General features: G+C 36.5%; 12 protein-coding genes and 1 pseudogene. 10 read left to right on the forward strand and 3 right to left on the reverse strand.

What is annotated here, in order from left to right:
* The first annotated feature begins 18 nt into the window (after positions 1-18).
* The 10 genes and pseudogenes from ACWA1F_RS13555 (at position 19) to ACWA1F_RS13600 (ending at position 19,960) form a co-directional block, all read left to right on the forward strand.
* The gene (locus ACWA1F_RS13555; RefSeq protein WP_456894367.1) at positions 19-1,914 is read left to right on the forward strand and encodes a RagB/SusD family nutrient uptake outer membrane protein; all 1,896 of its coding nucleotides are present in this window, start codon (positions 19-21) and stop codon (positions 1,912-1,914) included.
* A gap of 12 nt (positions 1,915-1,926) precedes the next feature.
* On the forward strand, positions 1,927-3,576 hold the full coding sequence (locus tag ACWA1F_RS13560; protein WP_456894369.1) for a DUF5123 domain-containing protein: 1,650 nt from the start codon (positions 1,927-1,929) through the stop codon (positions 3,574-3,576).
* A 180-nt stretch (positions 3,577-3,756) separates the two neighbouring features.
* A complete protein-coding gene (locus ACWA1F_RS13565) occupies positions 3,757-5,400 on the forward strand; it encodes a glycoside hydrolase family 43 protein (protein ID WP_456894371.1) in 1,644 nt (547 codons plus the stop codon).
* 6 nt (positions 5,401-5,406) lie between these two features.
* Positions 5,407-6,627, forward strand: a complete 1,221-nt coding sequence (locus tag ACWA1F_RS13570; RefSeq protein ID WP_456894373.1) for a glycoside hydrolase family 88/105 protein — start codon at positions 5,407-5,409, stop codon at positions 6,625-6,627.
* 22 nt (positions 6,628-6,649) lie between these two features.
* Entirely contained in the window at positions 6,650-8,329 is a 1,680-nt protein-coding gene (locus ACWA1F_RS13575; protein WP_456894375.1) for a glycoside hydrolase family 28 protein, read from the forward strand.
* Between the two features lie 12 nt (positions 8,330-8,341).
* Complete coding sequence (locus tag ACWA1F_RS13580) at positions 8,342-9,316, forward strand: pectinesterase family protein (RefSeq protein WP_456894376.1); 975 nt, start codon at positions 8,342-8,344, stop codon at positions 9,314-9,316.
* Between the two features lie 199 nt (positions 9,317-9,515).
* A complete protein-coding gene (locus ACWA1F_RS13585) occupies positions 9,516-10,520 on the forward strand; it encodes an alpha/beta hydrolase fold domain-containing protein (protein ID WP_456894378.1) in 1,005 nt (334 codons plus the stop codon).
* Between the two features lie 77 nt (positions 10,521-10,597).
* Positions 10,598-17,884: a pectinesterase family protein gene (locus tag ACWA1F_RS13590; protein WP_456894380.1), complete on the forward strand. Its 7,287-nt coding sequence runs from the start codon at positions 10,598-10,600 to the stop codon at positions 17,882-17,884.
* Positions 17,885-17,962: 78 nt separating this feature from the next.
* Positions 17,963-18,622: a hypothetical protein gene (locus ACWA1F_RS13595; protein WP_456894382.1), complete on the forward strand. Its 660-nt coding sequence runs from the start codon at positions 17,963-17,965 to the stop codon at positions 18,620-18,622.
* 162 nt (positions 18,623-18,784) lie between these two features.
* Positions 18,785-19,960 (forward strand): annotated as a pseudogene (locus ACWA1F_RS13600) (IS3 family transposase).
* A gap of 584 nt (positions 19,961-20,544) precedes the next feature.
* Here ACWA1F_RS13600 and ACWA1F_RS13605 read toward each other — a convergent pair.
* The 3 genes from ACWA1F_RS13605 to ACWA1F_RS13615 form a co-directional block, all read right to left on the reverse strand.
* Complete coding sequence (locus tag ACWA1F_RS13605) at positions 20,545-20,823, reverse strand: type II toxin-antitoxin system RelE/ParE family toxin (protein ID WP_306157387.1); 279 nt, start codon at positions 20,821-20,823, stop codon at positions 20,545-20,547.
* Positions 20,816-21,061 carry a ribbon-helix-helix domain-containing protein gene (locus ACWA1F_RS13610; protein ID WP_306157385.1) on the reverse strand — a complete coding sequence of 82 codons (246 nt, stop codon included), beginning with the start codon at positions 21,059-21,061 and terminating at the stop codon, positions 20,816-20,818. The genes ACWA1F_RS13605 and ACWA1F_RS13610 overlap by 8 nt, the downstream gene beginning before the upstream one ends.
* Positions 21,062-21,370: 309 nt before the next feature.
* Positions 21,371-21,646 carry a hypothetical protein gene (locus tag ACWA1F_RS13615; protein WP_306157382.1) on the reverse strand — a complete coding sequence of 92 codons (276 nt, stop codon included), beginning with the start codon at positions 21,644-21,646 and terminating at the stop codon, positions 21,371-21,373.
* Between the last annotated feature and the right edge of the window lie 112 nt (positions 21,647-21,758).

Genomic DNA, 21,758 nt, shown 5'->3' on the forward strand with positions numbered 1-21,758 from the left:
CTATTAAATCTCACAACGATGAATAAAAAGATATTATTAAGTTTTCTGTTGATTTTTGCGCTGTCTTTTGCAGCCTGCGAGGATTATCTAGATGTACAGCCGGGATCGGGCTTTACCCAGGCAGAAGTTTTTAAAACAGAGAAAGACATTCAGTCTGCTGTTGCAGGTGTTTACACTCTTATGCTGGCAGATGATGCTTATGCGAATCGTATTGCTTTTGTTTTTAACCCCAATACAGATGTAGAAATGTCTGGTGTGGCAACAAATACCGTAAACGGAAACGGGTCTGATATTGCCTGCTATGATCCAAAGCCGTATTGGACTACTTTAAACGGGACATGGAGTGCCATGTATAAAATTATCAATGCTACCAATGATGTAATCGAAGGAATTGAAAGTTCAGATTTGTACAAAGCTGATCCCAAAAACGCAGCTTCCAATATCATGCATATGCACGGAGAGGTGAAAACCATTCGTGCAATGGTTTATCTGGACCTGATTCGGATATGGGGAGATGTTGTGTTTCGTACTAAATCTTCAACAGCAGATGAGAATTTTGCACAGGGAACTACAGATCGAAATGTAATTCTGGAATTTTTGATTGACGATCTGAAATCGGCCGAACCTTTCATGAAAAATGCTAACGAACTGGATTATGGTGTGGAACGAGCTTCGAGAAGTTTCAATCAAAGTTTAATTGGATTATTGGCACTGACAAGAGGAGGATGGACTCTTCGCCCGGACGAAAACAATCCGGCGAGCATAGGACACATGGAAAGGGGAAAAAATTATGAACAGTATTATGATATTGCGATTGAATATCTAGATAAAGTGATCCAGGGCAGACAGCACGATTTGAAGCTAAGTTTTAGAGATTTTTGGATTAAGCAGAACAATTGGGAAACGCCGGTCAATGACGACGTAATTTTTTCTATTGCAATGCTTAAAAACTCCACGGGTGAGTACGGTTATTTTGCTGGAATTCCTATCGCTGAAGGAAATCATCCTTACGGATCTGCGTCTGGGAATCTTAGTTTATGCGGCGAATACCTCTTTTCATTTGATAATAAAGATTTAAGACGAGATGTTACCTGCGCTCCGCTGTCATACGACCAGCAGCTCAATCAGGTGATCCGTCTGGATCTGGCTCGTTTGGCAGTTGGAAAATGGTCTAAATTATGGATGAATGATCCACTGGGAAGCACTAGCCAAAAGGGAACGGGAATCAATTATTCATGGATGCGGTTTGCAGATGTGCTATTAATGTATGCAGAAGCGGTAAACGAACGTTTTGGTCCGCGCGAAGATGCTAAGGAATGTTTAAGACGTGTGCGAAGAAGAGCTTTTGCGCAAGCAGACTGGGCTGCGAAAGTAGACAATTATGTAACTTCTAAATCATCACCAGATTTGTTCTTTAAAGCTATTATGGACGAACGTAAATGGGAATTTGGAGGAGAAAGCAAACGTAAATTTGATTTGGCGCGCTGGAATAAGTTTAGTGAAGTGGTTTACAACCAGTATTATAAATTATACAATTGGGGACGAGTGGCAAATGGAGCATATGTTCCTGGCATCGATCAGGTTCCAGGTAATATTTATTATAAATTAATTTCAGATCCAGTTAATTCAGGCAGAAAAATTTTAGATATAAAAGGAATTGATGAAATTCTGACAGCAAATCCTGCGGGCTATACAGCGCATCCGTTTGCAGTAGCATGGTATTCATTAAACAACGAAACAGCGAGTTATGAACCAAGAAACGATATCAAATGGAGCTTTAGAGGGTTTATTAATTACAATAATGCTTCATCGGTATCGCCTACAGATCCATTACGATATTTATGCCCTTATCCTTCAAAGGTAATTACAGATCATAGAGGAGCGATTCAAAACTATTATGGATTTAATTTTTAAATCAAGAAAAGCATGAAAAACTTTAAAAAAATACTTTATATACTATCTCTTATTGGTTTAATTGCCTGTGGAGAAATGTTGATATCTTGCGAGAACGATGAGTTTAAATATCCGCAGGAACTAGATTTATTTCAGCCAAAATTTGTACTTACAGCGCCTTTAGTAAAAGGAAACTCAATTGCTGTTGTGTGGTATAAAGTTAACGACGCGGCATCTTATACAGTAGAGTTGCATTTAGACAATTATTACAAAAGCTTATACAAATCGTACACTACGACAGAGACGCAGCTTTTAATGGATGATATTCCGTATAAAACGCAGTTTTATATTAGAGTAAGATCTAATCATGCTATTGATGGGCATAATTCGCAATGGTCGTATACGAATGCTTTGACAGAAGATCGTCCGCCGTTTCAACCTATTTTGCATTCAATCGAAAAAGTAGATTATACAGAGACTGAAGTTACCGTAAATTGGGATATTTCTTCTGAAAATCCAGTAGATAGTATTTCTGTTGCGCCGGCACAATCTGCTGAAATTCCAGCAATAGGCCGTAAACTTACTTCGGCAGAAATTGTAAAAGGAGAAGCTACAATTGTTGGTTTAGAAAAAAATACATTATACAACGTAAATGTTTTTGATAATAATAAACCAAGACGTTACGATAAACCTTATAATCAAGTTTCTTTCCGTTCTGCTGGACCATCACTTTCAACAATTATGGTAACAAAAGGAATGGATTTGGATGCTTTATTAAGAGCCAACAACGATGACCCGACCATTCCAGAAGGAACAGAATATTTCCTTGAACCAGGTTCTTTGTTTAAAATTACGCCTTTCACAATTTCAAAAGGATTTAAATTAACAGGAGGAACTGAGGGAGAACGTCCTCAAATAGAAATGAACGGAAACTGGAACATTGCCGAAGGCTCTTATTTGTCGGAATTGTATTTTGAAAACATTCGTTTCTACCAAACTATCGATGCCAGTTATTTCTTTAATAGTGGAACGGCTTGGAAAATTGATAAGATTACATTCTATAACTGTGTTTTCAATTATTTCAAACGTGGATTCTGGAGACATCAAGGAAGTGGAAAATACAAAGAAATTGGTGAATTTGATATGAGCTATTGTACGTTTGATCAAGTTGGAGGGCATTCAGGACCTTACGGGACATTCGTATTTGGTTCAGCTGGAGCTGATAACGTTAAGAAAGCCAAATTTGCAAACTGTACTTTCATGAGAGATTACTATCAGACAACAGACAAGAACAGAAACTTCAAGAATCTTTGGGACTATGGCACATCTGCTTATCCGATTCAGTTGGACTATCAAAATATTACCCTTTATGATTACGCATACAACAGATCATTAATCAATATTCCGAATGCTGTGGGATCTACTTTGATCTTTAAGAATGTATTAATGGCATCTGCTTGCGGTAAAGTAATCCAAGCTATTGCAGCCAATACCCCAACAACATACGGAAACAATTATACAACTACCGATTATCTATTAGGTGCCGCTGCAATTCAGGGAACCGATCTAGGTATAAGTGCACAAAATTTATTTGTCGATCCCGCAAATGGCAATTTGATGATTAAAGATTCAAATTCTCCAATTGTAACCAATAAAGTAGGGGATACAAGATGGTTACCTTAAAATCTGTTTAAGTTTTTGTTAATTAAGTGGTTACAGTACTATTATGAAGTGTCCTTGTGGTTGAGGATACTTCAATGTACTGTTATTCAATAATTAACGAGAGAAGATTAGACATTAAAATAGTTTAGCTTTTTCGAAAGCATTTTTAATGAAGTGAATGATATAATAAAAATTAATACAATGAAATTCAAACAATTACTATTCGCCTTAGGATTATTTTGGTATTTAGGAGCAAATGCACAAGGCTGGAACGCTGATTTGGGCAACGGAAAATATAAAAACCCAATCTTACATGTAGATTACTCTGATCCTGATGTTTGCGCTGGAGAAGACGGCTATTACATGACAGGATCTAGTTTTAATAGCACGCCAGGGCTGCCTATACTTCATTCCAAAGATCTTGTAAACTGGGAATTGGTTGGATATGCATTGCAAAATCTGTTTCCTATAGAACATTATCGTACCGTTCGTCACGGCGATGGCGTTTGGGCTCCTTCCATTCGTTATCATAATGGGGAATACTTTATTTATTGGGGAGATCCTGATTTTGGAATATTTATGGTTAAAACTAAAAATCCGTCGGGCGTTTGGGAAGAACCTGTTTTGGTAAAAGAAGCAAAAGGAATTATCGATACTTGTCCGTTCTGGGATGAAGACGGAAAAGCCTATTTATCTTATGCTTTTGCGGGAAGTCGGGCCAATGTAAAAACAGTTTTAATGCTGTCAGAAATGGCTCCAGATGGAACAAAACTAATGGGAAATCCTGCTTTGGTTTTTGACGGACATAAAGGCCACACCACAGTTGAAGGTTCTAAAATATACAAACGCGACGGTTATTATTGGATTATGGCTCCTGCGGGAGGTGTAAAACCAGGATGGCAATTGGCAATGCGTTCCAAAAATGTGTGGGGACCTTATGAATTTAAAGTGGTTTTAAACCAAGGAGATTCTCCTGTAAATGGACCACATCAAGGTGGTTATGTCGAAACGCCAAATGGAGACGGCTGGTTTTTACACTTTCAAGATCGTTGGGCTTATGGACGTGTCGTTCATTTACAGCCTGTGACTTGGAAAGACGGTTGGCCAATTATGGGAAAAGATGCTAATAAAGACGGAATCGGAGAACCTGTTATGGAATGGACAAAGCCAAACGTAGGCAAAAATTATCCTGCAACGCCATTAATTTCTTCTGATGAATTTAATAGCCATCAATTGGGATTGCAGTGGCAATGGCAGGCAAATCAGAATCCTGCTGAACATTGGGGCTGGTCTTCTGCGAATCTTGGTTTTTTGCGTCTGAATTGCATTCCCAAAAAAGAAGGAAACAAAACCATGTGGATGATGCCCAACCTTTTATTGCAAAAATTTCCTGGTGCCAATTTTACAGCAACGACAAAATTGATTTTTGAAAATAATCCAGATGCAGGAGTAAGCGGTTCGGGGTTAATTGTATTTGGTGAAGATTACGCTTATATCGCAATTGAACAAGATAAAATGGGCAATTTGAATTTGGTGCAGCGCTCTATGAAAAGTGCCAGAACGTCTAAAGAATCGGAGAAGGAAATCGCATCAATTCCTGTAAATAAAAAAGAAGTGAACCTTCGCGCCAAAGTAGAAATGGTTCAGAACAAAGAACCTTTTGATGCCAAAGTTACCTTTTATTATAGCGTTGATGGAAAGAATTTTAAAAAACTAGGAGAACCTTTTAAACCAAGTGCAGGAAGATGGGTGGGTGCCAAAATCGGACTTTTTGCAACAGGATCTAAAGCAATTAACGACAGCAGTTATGCTGATTACGACTGGTTTGGAGTCGAAGAAAATTAAAATAGTATGAAATATAAAATGAAATATTGTTTTCTTGCTTTGTTCGTTAGTTTGGTTTCATTTGGACAATCAGATTCAACAATTAAAAAAGAATTATCTCCAATTGAATGGGCGATAAAAATGGCCGATTCGGATCAGAAGCGAGTTCCCAATCCAGTTTTTCTGGATGGTGTAAAATATCCGAAATGGAATTATACCAATGGTTTAGTGGCATTGGCCAATCAGAAATTGTATGATTATACCAAAAATCAAAAATATTGGGATTACGGAGTTTCGTACGCCGAACAACTGATTGATAAAGATGGAAATATTCAAGGCGGATATGAAATCGAGAGATACAGTCTAGATCTGGTAAATTCAGGAAAAATACTTTTTGAGATTTATAAAAAGACAAACGATTCTCGTTATAAAAAAGCAATGGATACATTGCACAAACAACTAGAAGGACATCCAAGAAATTATGACGGAGGCTATTGGCATAAAAAAAGTTATCCCTGGCAAATGTGGCTGGATGGCGTTTACATGGCCGATCCTTTTTCAGCACAATACGGACAAGTATTTAATGATCCAAAAGCAATTGACGATGCGATTTTACAATTAGAATTAATTCAGAAACACACTTTTGATGCTAAAACAGGTTTGAATTTTCATGGTTACGATGAGAAACGTACGCAATTCTGGGCCAATAAAACTACTGGAACTTCATCACATATTTGGGGACGTGCGCAAGGTTGGTATTGCATGGCTTTGGTTGATATTTTGGATTTTGTTCCAGAAAATCATCCCAAACGAAAAGAGCTCATCCAAATCGTTCAAAAGGTTTTTGATGCTGTTTTAAAAGCGCAGGATTCTAAAACAGGAGTTTGGTGGCAAGTAATGGATCAGCCTGGAAGAAAAGGGAATTATTTGGAATCAACTTGTTCTACAATGTTTGTTTATTCATTTACAAAAGCTTACAACAATGGTTATGTTGGCAAAAAGTTTCTTAAATCAGCACAAAAGGGCTTTCAAGGAATTCAGAAAGAATTTATAAAAGAAAACACAGACGGAACCATTTCGATTACAAAATGTTGCGCTGTTGCCGGATTAGGAGGGAAAAATCCCGAAGATAGAAACGGCTCATTCGAATATTACATTTCAGAACCTATCAGGGAAAATGATGCAAAAGCAGTTGGTCCTTATATTCTAGCTGGTATCGAATTACAAAAATTTCTAGACAAAAAATAATGTTGCAAAATTATAATGGATTATGATAAAAATTAAAAGTACTCTTCTGATAACAGCATTCCTTCTTACGAGTTTATCTGTCTTTAGTCAAAAGAAAGGAAGTTTAAATAAGACTGATACATCTTTGAAAATTCCTTTCAAAATGCCGGAAGTTCAAATTCCGAAGTTTAAAAGCGATACTTTAAATATTGTCGATTTTGGAGCAGTGCCAAATACCGAACAGCTTTGTACAAATGCTATTAATTCGGCAATTGAAAAATGCTCTAAATCGGGCGGAGGAGTTGTAGTAATTCCTGCGGGACTTTGGACAACAGGACCAATAAAGCTGAAAAGCAATGTAAATCTTCATACTCAAAACGGCGCTTTTGTTTCTTTTACAAGCGATTTAAAACAGTACAAACTGATAGAATCTTATTTTGAGGGAAATAAAGTTATCCGTTGCGAATCGCCTATTATGGGAATCGATTTAGAAAACATTGCCATTACAGGTCAAGGAATTTTTGACGGAAATGGTGCTATATGGAGACCCGTTAAAATTGGAAAGATGACGGCTGGACAATGGAACGAATTGGTTAGTTCTGGAGGTGTTTTGTCTAAAGACGGCAAAATCTGGTATCCTTCAAAAGGCGCTTATGAAGGGAATGAGGAAAAGAACAAATTGCCGAAAAAGGAAACTGTAGAAAATATGGAACCTTATAAAGAAGCACTTCGTCCTGTTATGGTAAGTTTGGTCAATTGTAAAAAACTGCTTTTAGATGGCGTGACATTTCAAAACTCTCCTGCATGGAATGTAAATCCGTTAATGTGTGAACATCTTACTTTACGCAACTTAACGATTCGTAATCCGTGGTATTCTCAAAATGGAGATGGTTTAGATTTAGAATCTTGCAGAATTGGAACCGTAACCAATTGTCGTTTTGATGTTGGAGACGATGCCATTTGCATTAAATCTGGAAAAGATAAAGAAGGAAGAGACCGAGCAAAACCAACAGAATTATTTGTAATTACAGATTGTGTGGTGTATCACGCACATGGAGGTTTTACCATTGGAAGCGAAATGTCAGGTGGTGTTAAAAATATATACGCTAAAAACCTAACATTTAACGGAACAGACTGTGGACTTCGCTTTAAATCTGTTCGTGGCCGTGGTGGAGTGGTAGAAAATATCTGGATGGAAGACATTCGTATGAATAACATTCCAACAGATGCTATCAATTTCAATTTGTATTATTTCGGAAAATCATTGTCTGAAGATAAAGAAACGGGAGAAGTAACGGTTGCCAAAGAACCTATTACAGAAGAAACACCTGCATTTCAAAATATGTATTTCAAAAACATTTCTGTAAACGGTGCGGCTCAGGCATTAAAAATTATGGGAATCCCAGAAATGCCAGTTACGAATATAGAATTTGAAAATATGATTATCCGTTCAGATGTTGGCGTTCAGTTAAATTATGCATGTAAAATCGCTTTTAAAAATCTTGATTTAAGATTAGACAAACCCGGAATTGCCGTAAGTTTTTCAAATAGCAAAAATGTGAGTTTGGACGGTTTGAAATCTACTGGAGAAAACCAAATGTTTTGGGTTGGAGGGCTAGAAACAAAGGATATTTCGTTAAAAACCAACGGAAAGAAGATGGTTTTAAATAAAGACCTGAAAGTGCTAGAATCGATTAAAAATGAGGTAAAGATTGTGGATTAAAACCTAACAAAAATGATACTATTCAATTTTTTAGCTGCTTCGATTTTGTTTTTGAATGTTTCATTTTCTAATGATTCTGCAAATGAAACCAAATCTTATGATATTGTTGTAGATGCAAATGGAAAAGAAGATTTCAAAACAGTTCAGGAAGCGTTTAATGCTGTGCCATTGCTTAAAAACTCAGAGACTAAAATTTTTGTAAAGAATGGTATTTACAAAGAAAAACTAGAATTAGCATTAAACAAAAATAATGTGACGCTAATTGGAGAAAGTAAAGAAAAAGTCATTTTAACATATGATGATTATGCTTCAAAATCAAATGGTGCCGGTGGAACGATTGGAACTTCTGGATCTGCAAGTCTGATTGTTGCCGGAAATGGTTTCAAAGCACAGAATATAACATTCGAAAATTCATCTGGCCCAGTTGGACAAGCGGTAGCAGTACGAATTGATGGAGATAAAATCATCTTTGAGAATTGTAATTTTTTAGGTTTTCAGGATACTTTATATCCAAGAGAAAGCGCTAGCAGACAATATTATAAAAACTGTTATATAGAAGGAACAACCGATTTTATTTTTGGTGGTTCAACCGTGCTTTTTGAAGATTGTGAAATCTTCTCTAAAAAAGGGGGGGCTTATATTACAGCAGCCAATACACCAGAATCTAATTCGTACGGGTTTGTATTTCTAAACTGTAAACTGACATCAAATTCTGGAGATAACTCTTATTTCTTAGGAAGACCTTGGAGAAATTATGCTAAAACAGTTTTTATAAAATGCGAAATGGGTTCTCACATAAAACCATTAGGATGGCACAATTGGGGAAAACCAGAAGCAGAAAAAACAGCTTTTTATGCCGAATATCAATCTACTGGAGCAGGTTCAAATAGTACATCGAGAGCCAATTGGTCGCATCAGCTTTCTGTAGAACAAGTAAAAAAAGAATATTCGTTGAAAGCGATTTTTAAAGATTGGAAACCGAATTAAGTTTTTTTTAAATTCATCTTTTAGAAGTTAAAGCAAACACATAGAATCATAGATTTTTTTTCAAAAGACTTAGGAAAGAAACCAGTTTCTAACACATGGTTACTATGTGCATTTAAATAAGTGAAACGCCTTTAAGCGATCCTACAAACTATGTTTTTTTGTGTTTAAATTTAAATTAGTACGTCAAAGAATTAGTAATATGAAGTTTCAAAATAGAAAATTAGAAGCAGTATTTATTTGGGTTTGCATCTTATTTCTTCAAAAGATGAATGCGCAATATTTGGAAGGATTAACTCAGGCTCGAGATACTTCTTTCAATAATAAAAGTGCCTTTAAGAAAACAGTAAAGTATTTCCCAAACGCGACTTTGGTGCCAGAAACGAATTTTGATGCTGTTGTACAGAAGAACGATATTGTGTATTGTAGTTATGGCAAACGTAAAATGAAACTGGATGTTTTTTACAATAAAAATAAAAAACAAAAACAAAAACAGACAGCCATTATCCTAATTCATGGTGGAGGATGGCGATCTGGAAGTAGGGATCAGCACCATCAAATGGCGCAGAAATTAGCAAGTCTGGGTTATGTTTGTTTTACGCCAGAATACCGACTTTCTACAGAAGCACTTTTTCCTGCAGCGATTTATGATTTAAAAGCTTCTATTCGCTGGGTAAGAGAAAATGCTGTGAAATATAGTGTAAATCCAAATCAGATTGTTTCCCTTGGATTTTCTGCTGGTGGAGAATTGGCGGCCTTTATGGGCGTAACAGGAAACATGCCTTTGTTTGAAGGAGGAATAACCATTTCAAAATCTAAATCTCAGATAAATGCCATAGTTGATATCGACGGAACGTTATCGTTTGTGCATCCCGAAAGCAGTGAAACAAAAGATACTAAAAATTTTGGTGCAAGCGCGCAGTGGATTGGCTATTCCATGAAAGACAATCTGAAACTATGGGAAACTGCTTCTCCTTTGTTTTATGTTAACGCTTCAAGTCCTCCGACATTATTTATTAATAGTTCAATCCCTAGAATGCATGCTGGCAGAGACGATTTTAGAAAGGTTTTGACAGAAAACGGAATCTATTCTGAAGTACATGAGTTTGAGAATTCACCACATGTCTTTTGTCTTTTCAATCCTTGGTTTGAACCGACCATTCAATACATCGATTCTTTTTTAATTAAAATATTCAACCTCAAATAATTTTAAAACCTACAATTAATTAATGCATTTACAATGAAATAGAAAATTTAAACATTACTAACTAAAACCAAAACCAAATGAAGAAACACTTTTTTATTCACTTATTTCTCATACTGTTTACAGTCATGGGGTACTCTCAAACCATTGAGAAAATCGAAGCGGAAATTTTTAATCAGGCTTCGGGAGCAAGAGCAGAAACGAATGCCGCCCGCTCGGGTGGAGGAAACGTAGGGTACATTAAAAACAATACGTGGATCAAATTTAATGCAGTTAATTTTACCGAATTTGTAACTCGTTTTGATATAGCCGCGGCAGGAGCAACTGGGGGAACGATTGAATTTAGGTTAGGGTCTGCAACTGGAACTTTAATTGGTTCTACAACCGTATCAGGTAGTACCAGTTTTACCGATTACAAGAAATTCTCTGCAGCTATTGCACCAACAACAGGTTCGTACGATTTGTATCTTGTTTTTCTTGGCCCTGGAACAGGCTATTTATTTAATGTAGATTATTTCGAAAAAGTAACTGATAACCCAAATGCCGTTACACACAAATTGACTGTAGATGTCAATCCGGCTTCATCTGGAACTGTTACCCTTAATCCAGCGGGAACAACATTTGCAAAAGGAACAGAAATAAAACTAACAGCCAATAAAAATTTTGGTTACAATTTTAAGCAATGGGTAGATGATAAAGTCGCTGTGGTTTCAACAGCAAACCCGCTAACTTATACCATTAATGCAGACGCTACATTAATTGCGCAATATGATGCCATTGCAGCTTATACCTTAAACGTTACTACAAATGGAGTTTTTGGTTTGGGAGATTATACTATTTCTCCAGCAGGAAAAGACGGCGCATTTTCGGTTTACGAGAACGGAACGAATGTTATGATTACCGCTGTTGAAAATGATATTGTAAAGTTCAGTAATTGGTCTGATGGTTCAACTTCACTTAGCACTTCTGTGGTGATGAATGAAAACAAAACGGTTACAGGAACATATGCCAATCAGACTTTTATTGCAGGTTGGACATTTAAAAATGATCAGTACGCAAATCCCAGAGTTGCCGAATTGTATTCTAAAGTAGAAAACAAACCGCAATTGTTTGCTTATAATGTAGCAGACAATGTTTTTGCGCCAAATGTAAGACTTCAGAACAGAGACGGAAAAAATGGATTCTGTGTCTGGAACACCGAAAGAGGCAATTTCTATTATTTTATGACGACACTTTCTACAGTGGGATATAAAAATATCAATGTTGCTTCAGGATTGTTAGGCTATTATTATGGATGTGATGAATGGACATTTCAATATTCATTGGACGGAGTAAACTTTGTAAACCTTTCTTCATTAACGACAATTAATACCAATACAATTACCAATATAGGTGGTATTCTTCCAGTTGAAGCAGAAGGAAAAGAGAAAATCTACCTTAGATGGTATCCTAATATTAACGGATCAAAACACGGATCTGCAACTGATGTTACGGCAACTATTTTATCCAATGTGATGATTAAAGCCGATGAGGTTTTGGTTACAGATGCATTACCGCCAGTTTTAGAATCTTCATTTCCATCTGAAGCGGCGAGTTCTGTTGCAGCTAACGGAAGCATTATTTTAAATTATAACGAACAGGTTCAATTTGGAACAGGAAATGCCGTTTTGAATGGTAAAAATCTAAGTGCTGAATTTGTAAACAAAACAGTAAAATTCAGTTATTTCGGATTAGAATATAACAAGCAATATACTTTTACGCTTCCCGCAGGATTTGTAAAAGATCTTTCAGGAAATGATGGACCAGCGCTTTCTTTGTCTTTTAAAACAATGGAAAAGCCAGTTCCAACAAAACGTAAATTTGATTTAATTGTAGATGCCGATGCAACTGCCGATCAAATTGCTTCTGGAAAATATGTTAAAACAATAGCAGAAGCTTTTAGTGCCGCTCCTAATAATTCGGCATCCAGATTTTTGGTATTAATTACTAATGGAACGTATAATTTGGGTGGAGATGGAACAAATCCGCAGGATATTGTTTTGAAACTTCCGGCAGGTAAAAATAACGTTTCGCTTGTTGCTCAATCTAAAGACAAAGTAATTCTGCAGGGAAATCCAGGTTGGGGAATTAAAAATGCCGTTCTTTCTATTGAAGCCAATGATTTGTACATGGAAAATGTAACGATCGAACATAAAGACGGAATCACAACTTCTGGACAAAGACCAGCTTTGAATCCTGCAGGAGATCGAAATGTCTATAACGGAGTTCGTCTTAGAAGTAAACAAGATACACAGGTTACAGGAGGAAAAAGAAGTTTTTATTATAAATCGACAATAGAAGGTGATGTTGATTTTATCTGTGGAGGCGGAACACACTGGTTTGAAGAGTGTAAATTGGTTTCGGTTGCTTCCGGATATATCGTGGCGCCAAATCATGATACGGCTACGCAGTATGGTTATATTTTTAATAACAATACCATTACTGCAGCAACAAGCTATTATTTGGGACGCCCTTGGCAAAATGCACCAAGAGCAGTTTATCTTAATACTAAAATGATCAATGAGCCAAATACAGCTGGTTGGGCAAGTATGGGAACATTACCAGCACTTTTTGCAGAATACAATAGTGTAAATGGAAACGGAATTGCTGTTAATACAGATAACCGAACTAATATATTTACTGTAAACGGTGTGGCGCAAACAGGAAATTATAATCCAGTTTTGACAAAAGCGCAAGCAGATCAATATACCATAGAAAATGTTCTAAGCGGGACAGACAGATGGGATCCACGTGTGGTAGTAGAGCAAGTGGCAAAACCAGCAAACCTTGTTGTTTCAGAAAAAAATACTTTAAAATGGGATGAGAATAAGTATGCGATGTGTTATGTAATTAGCAAAGAAGGTAAAATTTTAACGATTACAACAGAACCCACTTTTGTAGATGCTTCTACCGTTGCGGGAACGTACAGTTATACCATTCAAGCGGCAAATGAATACGGAGGATTAAGCGCCGTAAGTACTATTTCCATGGCAATTAACGGGGGAGCGGTAAAGCCTTCAATCGCCTATTTCAATTCGATTGGAGGCGCCGCATTAGCAGGATTAACTCCGATAGAATACACTGAAGGCACAGTGCAGAAACTGCCCGTTCCAACTTTATCAGGTTATAAATTTTACGGATGGTCGGTTTCTGCATCAACGCCAAATACATTAAATGAGATTAGTGCAACGACAACTGGAAATCAGACTTTATATGCTTTCTGGGGAGCTGGAGGAAATAACCAGCCAGATGAGGTAACCCCTCCATCCAATTTCGATTACGAATTTACAGCGGCTGTAAACAAAAGCTGGGATAATGCTGGAAACTTTAATCCTGCTGTATTGCCTATTGCCGGTAAAACGGTTTCCGTTACCAAAGAAATAGAAACTACGGCTAATGCTTTTCCAGCGGATCTTATATTTTCTAGTGCAGGAACACTTCGATTGAGGGGCGCTCATAAAGCAACAGGAAATTTAATATTTAAAGATGGAACGCGTGTGTATTATAATACAAGCGGAGCAGGAATGTCATTAGAGGCGCCATTGCTTATTTCGGGCAATGTGAAGTTCGAAATGGTTTCAGGTATTGCCAATCAGACCACTATGACCTTAAGCGGTGCAATTTCAGGAAGCGGTGCTATCCAGCCAATGAATATTGGCCAGGGAACAGTGGATAATACTGGAGTTTTACTTTTAAAAGGAGACAATACGGAATTTATCGGAACATGGGATTTAACTAAAAAAAGCACAAAATTTCCGGCTCTAGGCTATCCGACGGTAATCGAAGGCGCATCTGCAAATGCATTTGGTTCGGCTTCTATAAATGTTGGACAGAATAATACTGTTGTTTTTAGTCATGAAAGAGCCGCAGGGTCGGAGTTGAAAATGAATTTTACTGAGAATGGAAAAGCAGTTCTAAATACAGTATTGAACGTACAAAAGCTGACTCTCAATGGCGAGGTTTTAAGTGCAGGTTCTTATGATAAAACAACACATCCTTTATTTTTTGACGGAAGCGGTAAGATCGAAGTTACCGGAGAATATACAGGAGGGGGAACTGATGATACTCCTGCTTTCCCTGGAGCGGAAGGACATGGCAAATATGTCACAGGAGGACGTGGCGGAAAACTAATCTATGTAACCAATCTCAATGATTCAGGTGCGGGGTCTCTTCGTGAAGCTATTAACCAAAGTGGCCCTAGAATAGTTGTTTTTAAGGTTTCTGGAACAATTAAACTTCAAAGCGAATTGAGTGTGACAGATAATATTACCATTGCGGGCCAGACTGCGCCAGGCGGAGGAATCACGGTTAGAGATTACAATGTAAAAGTAAGAGGGAATAATGTTATCCTACGTTATTTGCGCTTTAGAATGGGAGATACTCAAAATGTCGAAAATGACGCACTTGGAGGACGTTTTCAGAACAATATTATTGTTGATCACTGTTCAATCAGCTGGTCAACAGATGAATGCGCTTCATTTTACGAAAATAAAAATTTCACAATGCAATGGTGCGTTATATCTGAAAGTCTTAGAAATTCAGTTCACGGCAAAGGCGCTCACGGATATGGTGGAATTTGGGGAGGTTTAAAAGCTTCTTTCCATCACAATCTTTTAGCGCATCATGACAGCAGGAACCCTAGACTTGGAGAATACGCAACCCGAACAGTACCCTTAGAAGGATTATTAGATATTCGAAATAACGTTATCTACAATTGGGGAGGAAACAGCTGCTACGGAGGAGATGCCATGAATGTGAATCTGGTAAACAATTACTGGAAACCAGGACCTGGAACTTCTAATTCTACTAAAGAACGTATTTTATCAACAGGGAGAAATCTTGATCCGACATCTCCGCTTTACAATATCTGGGGACAGTTTTTCGTAGATGGAAACTACGTCAATGGCTCTCCAAGAACTACAGAAGACAACTGGACCTATGGTGTTTACAACCAGTTTCATGGCAGCCAGCTACCAGTAAGTGAAAATGATAAAAAAGCTATGAAAATCACCCAGCAGCATAATCCTGGTGAAATTACAACACATAGTGCAACTAAAGCTTACGAATTAGTTTTAAACTTTGCTGGAGCAAGTCTTTACCGAGATGCTGTGGATCAAAGAGCAGTTATCGATACAAGAACAGGAGCAGCTTCAATTATGAATGGTGGCAACGGGAGTACAAATGGTTTCATTGATACACCTTCAGCGGCCGGCGGCTGGCCAGAACTGCCTACTGCCGACGCACCTTTAGATTCCGATAATGACGGTATGCCAGACGCTTGGGAAATAGAAAAAAAATTAAATCCTCAAAATCCAATTGATGGCAATTTAAAAACATTAGACGGAAAATATACCAACATTGAGGTATACATCAACAGCTTGGTAAACCATATTACAGAAAACCAAAACGGGAGTTTAGACGTGTACGTAAATCCGCAAAATTTTGTTGAAAAATACAATGCTGCAGAAAACGGAACAAGATTTATAATGGCAAGCGGCACTTATTCCTCACCTACAGATCTTGCTGTTAAGAACCATAAATATATTTTTATCCCTGATGAAAATGCAAAGCCTGTCTTTGCTGGATCGTTCTCTTCGGATAATCCGGAGATGGTTTCAGGAAGCTTTACTTTTACTGGTGTTGATTTTGATTTGACAAATGCTGGTGCCAACGTGCTTCAATTGAAAAAAGGAGCAAGCGTATCAAGTTTTGAAATTAGAAATGCTTTTATAAAAGGAATCAAACAAAGTTTATTGGTAGCGGAAGGTGCCACTGACAACCCTATTTCAAAAATTGTTTTAGACAATTGCATCGTAGACGGAAGCGCTTCAGCAGGAGGAAGTTTCCTTCAACTGGATTCGCATCTTGTAAATACGGTTTCCGTTAAAAACTCCACTATTTTCAATTATGAAAAAGGAAATAACTTCTTGCTGCTTCAAAATAAAAATGCCGCAACAGAAACTGTAGATATAACTTTTGAAAGCAATACGATTTATAATGCGGGTAATGCAGTCGGAAACGGTTTTGTTTTTGTAGACAATCAGTATAATGCAGCATCTGCTTATACTTTCAAAAATAACATTATGCAGGACGAACGAGAGAATCCAAAACCGATTTATCTTTTTACTTCTAATAATGTTAACGGTGCTGGAAAAGTAGTTTTAGACAATAATTTACTAGTGGGCGTTTCTTCACAAGTGATTAAAGGAACAGTTACGGTTACAGAAACTAATGTTAAGACATTGAAAGTTTTAGGAATGAATGCTTTAGTATATCCTAATCCAGCCCAAGGCAATTTCAGCTTCTCTAAAAACTCTCCTTTAGCGAAAGCATCTTTAGAAGGAAACGCTTTGGGAGATCCGAGATGGTTAAAGGGAGATGCCAAGTTTTCATCCATTAATTACATCAATTCTATTGACGGAAAAACAATTACACTCGATCCAGCCGAATATATGGAAGGAACGCAAACGAACTTAAAAACGCCAAAATTAGAAGGATATACTTTCTTCGGATGGTCGGCTTCGGCAACTTCACCGGGGTTATTGAAAACAATTCCTGCAACAGCTACAGGAGATCAGATATTTTACGCTTTTTGGGGAGAAGGAGGAAATAATAAACCGGATCCAAAACCAATTGTGAAATCTGGTGTTTCATACCTAAATTCAATTGATGGTAAAGCTATTTCCGGTTTGACTCCGATAGAATATACAGAAGGTACAGCATTAACATTGCCAGTTCCAACCTTAAAAGATTATACATTTTTTGGCTGGTCAGCTTCGGCAACGACACCAAATTCAATAAAAGAAATTGTTACGACAGCGACAGGAAATCAGACTTTCTATGCCTTTTGGGGAGTTGCAGGAAATAATAAGCCAAATGAAGCGCCAACTTTTTATAGCATTTCTTATTTGAATTTGCCAACAGGAGCAGTTAACCCAAATAAAACCAGCGCACAAACGGGGATTGCTTTTACCCTGGAAGAGGCGCAATGTTCGGGATATCGCTTTTTAGGATGGTACGCAGATGCCTTGTACGGAAAAGAAGTAACTGGTTTTGACGCTTCTCAGAAAGATAATTTCATGCTTTACGGGCGCTGGAAAAAGCTGGGAGAGTTTTTGGTCTTTCCAACTGTTGCTACAGGAAAAGTAACCTTGATATCAAGTGCAGAATTTGACCATTTGGAAATCTTTAGTATGAGTGGGCTTTTAGTTAAACAAGTTGATGTCATTGGTTCCGAATCGGATATTCCGGTCTCAGATTTAGCCGCTGGAGCTTATTTCATTAAAAGTCTTAAAACAGGGCAGACAGCTAGAATTATCGTTAAATAAGTTTAAGATTCGGGATGAGATTTTATTGCTCATCCCGAACTTATAAAATTTTGTTTTAAAAATTAAATCATCATAGATATGAATAATAATAATATAAAATTATTGGTCTTGGTTTTCATTACAATACTGTCTTCTTGTTCAAATGATGGCGAAAATGATCAAGATGCTTCTGCAAATAAAGGATTCTTAAAAATTGGCAGCCAGTCTGTAGAATTATCGCAAGGTTATCTAGAGAATTATGGCATCCGAGGCAATGCCTATAACATTGATTTCTCGCTAAGGTCCAAATCTATTTCTGCAACAGAAGATGGAGCAGTTGTTTATTTTGAATTATTCTCTTCTCTTCAAAATAATTTGGCAAAAGGAGATTATGGTTATGGAGGTTTTTCTGATGCCGCGGCCTATACTTTTACCAAATGGGGACAATCTTTATTGGGCACAAATATCAATATCGCAAAAGGAGCTTTGTCGGTTGCAAACGGAGTTAGCATTCGGCCTACTGGCGGCACTTTTAAAGTTACCGAAAACGGAACTAAGTATAAAGTGAGTTTTACGGGAAAAGGCACGGCAACTGTGTTCAAGGACGGCGTAATTGCTTCAACTCAAAATGATGTTAGTTTTAGTATGCAGTACTTTGGAGATGTGAAGAAATCCGAAGGAAAAACATTTGTTTCAACTGCCAAAAACACTGCATCAAATTTAGCATATGAAAAAGATCACTCTGTTATTTTTAATTGAGAGAGTATAAACATATTATTTACAAAATACATAAAAAATAAAGCCTGAGTTCATCAGGCTTATTGTTTTTTATATGCGCTTTTAAAAATATATATAGCTTAAACGTGGATGTGCTAACTTAGCATGGAGTTCAAGTTAAGAACTAAATCTTAACTTTAGAGTATGAAAGAGAATCGTAAAACTTATGACCGCAATTTTAAAGAGAAAGCCGTCCAATTAAGTTATGAAAGAGATAATATCTCACAATTGGCCAAGGAACTTGGAATAACAGCTCCTTTGCTATACAAATGGCGTCAGGATTACCGAGAATTTGGTACAGGAAGTTTTCCTGGAAAAGGAAAATTGAAGCTTAGTCCTGAACAGGAAAAAATCCATGAGCTTGAAAAAAAATTAAAAGAAACAGAATTAGAACGTGATATTCTAAAAAAGGCTATAAGCATCTTTTCCAAGGGAGGTCGATGATTTATCTTTTCATAAAAGACCATGAAAAAACATATTCGATTGAAAAGATGTGCAGAGTTTTAAAAATAAGTCCAAGCAGCTACTATAATTGGAAGCGGCAGATTCTATCAGAAAGACAGAGGAGAACTGCCCTGATAAAAGAAAAAATTACTTCAATATACTTTAATGCCAAACAGCGGTATGGAAGTCCAAGAATTACCCTTGAACTGCAAAGCCAGGGATATCAGATATCCAGAATAACTGTGGCTAAATATATGAAGCAGTTAGGACTGTATAGCAAATTGAGTAAAAAATTCAAAGTAACAACCAATTCAAAACACAATCATTTTGTTGTTCCAAATATTCTAAAAAGAGAATTTACAGTAACAGAACCAGCAAAGGCTTGGGTTTCAGATATCACCTATATACAGACAAAGGATGGATTTTTATACCTAACCATCATTTTAGATTTGTTTGACAGAAAGATAGTCGGCTGGAGTTTAAGCAATGGACTAAGTACAAAACAAACTACAATGAAGGCTTGGAAAATGGCAGTTAAGAACAGAACAATTGCAGATGAATTAATATTCCATTCTGACCGAGGAATCCAAATATGCCAATAAAAAATTTACTGATGTATTGGACTCTTATAAAAATATCACAAGAAGTATGAGCCGTAAAGGAGACTGCTGGGATAATGCGGTTGCTGAAAGTTTTTTCAAATCTTTAAAAACTGAATTGGTTTATGGAAGTAAATTAATTTCTAGAGAACAGATGGAACTTGAAATTTTTGAATACATCGAAATTTGGTACAATAAAAAAAGAAGGCATTCGGCTTTGAACTATAAAACAATTGAAGAATTTAATAAACTAACTAATTACAAAAATGTAGCTTAACTTTTTCTCCAGTTTTTGTTTGCATATCCAGTAGAATTATAGCTGTAAAAAAACAAGTCGTTAACCTCTTTAACCGCTTTATTTATAAGGGATTGCTTTAAAATTTGTGGCAAAATTTCTGATGTGGTTTTTTTGCCACGATTTTGCCACAAAGATTTTGTGCAGTTTTAAAAAATATGAAAAGTGCAGTAAAAGCAAAAAACCTGCTAATCCATTGGATTTGCAGGTCTTACCACGTTTTTTTCGGGCTTTTGAAAAGATTGAAAAACTTTCGTTTTCGCTTCTTTTACCCTTTTGGTGGGGAGAGCAGGATTCGAACCTAAGCTCGGGAACGCCCGCCTATGCTGCATTTTTTGTTTTGTAAAAGTTGGAGTGCCACGATTTTGCCATAAAACTTTTTATATTTAAATTTACATGCTAATGTGTTGATATTTAGTATGTTACTTCTATTTATTTGTGTGATTTATTTTATGTTTTAAATTTTACGATAAAATTAAAAAAAATGATTGATTTGTCCTATTTTTTTATTTTAGTTTGCTAACAGTCTAGACCTTGTTTTAAAGATAATGGCAACTTTTACTTCTCTAAAAGTCCTGCCTCCCAATAATGGTAATAATTTCTATACGTTCATCTCCATTTATTCGGTAGTAAATAGTATCAACGCCACAAACACAATAACGATATCCTTTTTTGATATGGTTGGCAGATGGAAATAAAAATGGATTTTGTTCTATTTTGTCAAAACAATCGTAAAACATATTGAAATAGTTGTCAGCCTGATCTAGTCCAAACTTGCCGACTCCATAGTAATAAATTCTTTTTAAATCTTCTTTGGCTTCGCTACTCAAATAATAGCTATACATCTCCCAAACCCTTTTTAAACTCGGTTAACATTTCCTCTCTAGTTTGTTTTTTTGCGAAACCACTTTTTTCTCCTTTATCTATTTTAGCTCTAACGAAGTCATAAAACTCTTCTTGCGAACGTGCTTTTTTGATTAAAAAATTAATAGCTTCACTTTTGCTGCTGAACTCTTCTGAGTTAACTTGATTTTTTAACCATTCTTCATTTGGAGCTGTCAATGATATACTTTGTCGTGTCATAATAATAAAAGCTTTTGAATTGGTGTAAATTTACACCAAAAAAATAAGATAGAAAAAGATTCTGTCAAAAACTTGTATTCCGAAAAGCGCCTTAACTTTTATGTACAAAAAATGTATCAAATCCAAAATTGAGGTGCCACCATTTTGACATATAACTTAGAGCATCAATTTATATTTTTTTTTTAATTATAAAAATCTTTTTTATACTAGCCTTAACGGGACAATTCTCGAACCATTTTCAAGATGATTTGAAAAAAATAAATATTACTTAAGATCTAGTTTCCATGCAATTTTATTTTTAGCGCATTATCAATCTGCTCCCCCATCGACACTGTCAAAAGTTTCTCTTTCCTTAGGTTTGATGCTGTATTTGACAGATACCATCGGACCATAGTAGATATCGAACCGAGTTCCATTTGTACGAAGCTGTATTTGTCCGATTACGCCAGCTAAAAAATGAATATTAGGAGTAATTCCTGCAGTATAATATACTGACAATCTAAAAATATCAAAATTCTCTTTTGCATAATCTTTTGACGCGAACTTAAGCATCAGCTCCGCATAGTAGCCTATATTGGGAGCCAAGAACAACGGTTTGCTCTTGCTTTGAGGGAGAAAATGATTTACTCCAAATCTCATACGAATTCTTGGGACGGTCTGATGGATTCCGTTTCCGTCATCAAAAAATTTAGTTTCA

The sequence above is a fragment of the Flavobacterium erigeronis genome (assembly GCF_054075165.1).